This window comes from Pseudomonas sp. P5_A12 (genome assembly GCF_056400685.1).
Window position 1 is genome coordinate 1 of sequence record NZ_JBFUKU010000432.1, and the last position, 3347, is coordinate 3347.

The 3347-nt window shown below is 58.5% G+C and carries 5 protein-coding genes; 3 read left to right on the forward strand and 2 right to left on the reverse strand.

What is annotated here, in order from left to right; translation table 11 throughout:
* Positions 1-80: 80 nt before the first annotated feature.
* Entirely contained in the window at positions 81-542 is a 462-nt protein-coding gene (locus AC1DSG_RS29330) for a MarR family winged helix-turn-helix transcriptional regulator (RefSeq protein WP_477793994.1), read from the reverse strand.
* 151 nt (positions 543-693) lie between these two features.
* Between AC1DSG_RS29330 and AC1DSG_RS29335 the strand changes: the two genes are divergently transcribed.
* Complete coding sequence (locus AC1DSG_RS29335; protein ID WP_477793998.1) at positions 694-1443, forward strand: sulfite exporter TauE/SafE family protein; 750 nt, start codon at positions 694-696, stop codon at positions 1441-1443.
* Here the strand turns inward: AC1DSG_RS29335 and AC1DSG_RS29340 are convergent.
* Positions 1433-2287 (reverse strand): LysR substrate-binding domain-containing protein, encoded by an 855-nt coding sequence (locus AC1DSG_RS29340; protein ID WP_477793995.1) that lies wholly within the window; start codon positions 2285-2287, stop codon positions 1433-1435. The genes AC1DSG_RS29335 and AC1DSG_RS29340 overlap by 11 nt on opposite strands.
* 96 nt (positions 2288-2383) lie before the next feature.
* Between AC1DSG_RS29340 and AC1DSG_RS29345 the strand changes: the two genes are divergently transcribed.
* Both AC1DSG_RS29345 and AC1DSG_RS29350 read left to right on the forward strand, forming a co-directional pair.
* On the forward strand, positions 2384-2599 hold the full coding sequence (locus AC1DSG_RS29345) for a DUF1127 domain-containing protein (RefSeq protein WP_477793996.1): 216 nt from the start codon (positions 2384-2386) through the stop codon (positions 2597-2599).
* Positions 2600-2663: 64 nt separating this feature from the next.
* Positions 2664-3347: DNA glycosylase AlkZ-like family protein (locus tag AC1DSG_RS29350; protein ID WP_477793997.1), on the forward strand; the 684-nt coding region annotated here is incomplete at its 3' end.

Consider the following 3347-nt stretch of genomic DNA (forward strand, 5'->3'; position numbering starts at 1 on the left):
CAGTCAACCATTTTTCCGTCTGTCACACCGCTATCGCGAGCAGGCTCGCTCCCACAGGGGGATTTGTGTTGGCTGGAGGTTCAGAGGCTGTCTTGCAGATTGCTGCGCAGCACTTGCAGCTCCGCTTGCAGCTTGTTCAGCCTCTCCACCGACATCCCGCTGGCGCCGAGGATGCACTGCGGAATGCTGCGTGCCTTGTCTCGCAGGGCGCGGCCCTGTTCGGTGAGTTCGACGATCACCACCCGTTCATCTTCGCGGCTGCGGGTGCGGCTGAGCAAACCTTCGACTTCCAGGCGCTTGAGCAGCGGCGTCAGTGAGCCGGGGTCGGTCAGCAGTCGCGTGCTGATTTCACCGACGGTCAGACCATCGCGCTCCCACAGCACCATCATCGCCAGGTATTGCGGATAGGTCAGGCCCAGCGCTTGCAGCAGCGGTTTATAAACTTTGGTCATCAGTAGCGAAGTCGAGTGCAGGGCGAAGCAGGCTTGGTTATCCAGCAGCAAGTGTTCGCAATTATCCAGGGTGTCGCGTTCGGTGGTCATTTCAAAAGCCTTGATCGGTGATCCTCAGAATCTAGCGGGCGAATCTTTAATGCGCCAGATAATTCTGGACGGATTGGCACTCCAAGGTATTTTTGCTGCGCCAGATAGCTGAATGCGTAAGATGAACACCCTGACAAAAGGGAAATCGTCTGTGATCGAGTTCGTGATGTATCTGGTTTTCGGCGCGGCCTTGGGCACCCTCGGCGGTTTGTTCGGCATCGGCGGCGGCTTGATCGCGATTCCACTGCTGGGCGTGCTGTTCGGGCTTGATCAACAGATTGCCCAAGGTACAGCGCTGGTGATGGTAGTGCCCAACGTCATGCTGGCGCTGTGGCGCTATCACCAGCGCAATCGCATTGAATTGCGCCATGCGTTGCCCTTGGCGTCGATGGGCTTCTGTTTTGCCTGGATCGGATCGATCTGGGCGGTCGGCATCGACGCTCAAACCATGCGAATCGGTTTTGTCGCGTTTCTGGTTGCCCTGTCGGCCTACAACCTGGCGCGCATGTTTATCACCAACACACCGGCCTCTACGCAGATGCATTACGCATGGCCATGGCTGGGTGTGCTCGGAGCGGCCTCCGGGACCATGGGCGGCTTGTTTGGTGTGGGCGGGGCCGTGGTGGCGACGCCGGTGTTGACCAGTGTGTTTGGCACCAGCCAAGTGGTGGCCCAAGGGTTATCGCTGGCACTGGCGTTACCCAGCACTGGCGTTACTTTGGTGACTTACGCCGTGCACCATCAAGTGGACTGGCTTATTGGCGTGCCATTGGCCATCGGCGGGCTGATGAGCATCAGTTGGGGAGTGAAGATCGCCCACGCCCTGCCGGAGCGACTGCTGCGCGGGTTGTTCTGCGGCTTTCTGGTGTGCTGCGCGGTGATGCTCGGGTTTAAAGTTTGAAGCCTTCGACGATGTGCTCGGCCAGGCACTCGGTGATCGGTGACGGGTTGTGCAGGTTGCGCACGAGCATGATGCAGGCTTCCGGCAGCTGAGGCAGGCCTTCGGCGTCTCCGAGGATGCGCATGTCCGGGGTGATCAGGCTTTCCAGTTGCGCGGTCACCGCCAACCCGGCGCTGACCACGGCCATCAATGCCGACAGGCTCGAACTGTTGTAGGCAATGCGGTAATCGCGGTCCATTGCATCCAGCGCATTGCAGGCCCACAGCCGACAGAAACAATCACTGTTGAACATCGCCAATGGCAGCGGGGTCTGTTCATGGGCGCTGAAGCATTGTGCCTCGGCCCAGACGAAACGTTCCTTGCGCAGCAACTGGCCAATCTCGGTGCCGGGCTCGCGGGTCACGATGGACAGGTCCAGGTCCTGACGTTGCAGCAATTGTTTTGATGATTCGCAGTGAACCTCGATCTGGATCAGCGGATAGCTCTTGGCGAAGCGCGACAAAATCCCCGGCAGAAAGCGCATCACGTAATCGTCCGGCGTACCGATGCGCACGGTGCCGACCATGTGCGGCTCACGCAGCGTATTAAAGACCTCGCTGTGGAGTTTGAGGATGCGCCGCGCATACCCCAGCAAAACCTGGCCTTCGGCGGTCAGTTTGACCTGACGCCCATCGCGTTCGAACAACTGGCGCTGCAACACGTCTTCCTCAAGACGCTTCATCTGCATGCTCACCGCCGATTGCGTGCGATTGACCAATTCGCCGGCACGGGTAAAACCACCCTGGTCGGCGATGGCGACAAAGGTCCGCAGCACATCCGTATCGATACTGGGGAAAGCTGACATCCATCAATCTCCGAGATGGGTTCCATCAGAAACATTCGTTGGATTGATCTTATCCCCGGGGCGAGACTTGGGCCATCCCCAACGGAGGACAACAAGATGAAAGGTCATAACGAGCATGTAACGGCAGAAAAATTCTCAATTCACGTGGTATCCGATCTGCTGCACAAAGTTAGTCGCTGGTACGAACTTCATCGCGAGCGCGAGCTGCTGGCGAGTTTGAGCGATGAAGCACTGAAGGACATCGGCATGAGTCGCGCCGATGTTGAACATGAATCGGTCAGACCGTTCTGGGATGATCCGATGCATAAATGATGAGGCCATTGCTACACAAACCCCTCTCTGGTGAGGTAGGTTGCGAGCAGACACGGAGGTATTCATGCCCGCAACGTTGTCCTTTTCCAATAAACAGGCTCGACGTCTGGCACTGGCTGCCCAAGGGTTCAACGGGCGCCAGCCGCCAGCGGCGATCAAAGCGGTTCAACTCAACCGGCTGATCGAACGGCTGGGCATTCTGCAGATCGATTCGGTCAATGCGTTGGTGCGTTCGCACTACCTTCCCTTGTTTTCCCGCCTCGGTAACTACTCCTTTGATTTGCTCGACCAGGCCGCCTGGAGTCAGGGCCGGCGTCGTGCTTTGTTTGAATATTGGGGGCATGAAGCGTCGTTGTTGCCTATGTCAATGTATCCCCTGATGCGCTGGCGCATGCAGCGCGCAAGTCGCGGCGAAGACATCTATCAGCAATTGGCGCGTTTCGGACGTGAGCAGCAGGGCACGATTCGTCGGGTATTGGCGTCGGTCGAAGAACTCGGTGCATTGGGTGCCGGGAGTCTGTCGACCCGTCAGGAACGGGCCGGGCCGTGGTGGGACTGGAGTGCGGAAAAGCACGCGCTGGAATGGTTGTTTGCCGCGGGTGAAGTGACGGTGGCGGGGCGCCGTGGTTTCGAACGGCTTTATGATTTGCCGGAGCGGGTGATTCCTCCGGCCATTTTGCAGCAGCCCTTGCTCAGTGAAGCCGAGGCTCAGCGTGGGCTGTTATTGCACGCGGCGACAGCGTTGGGT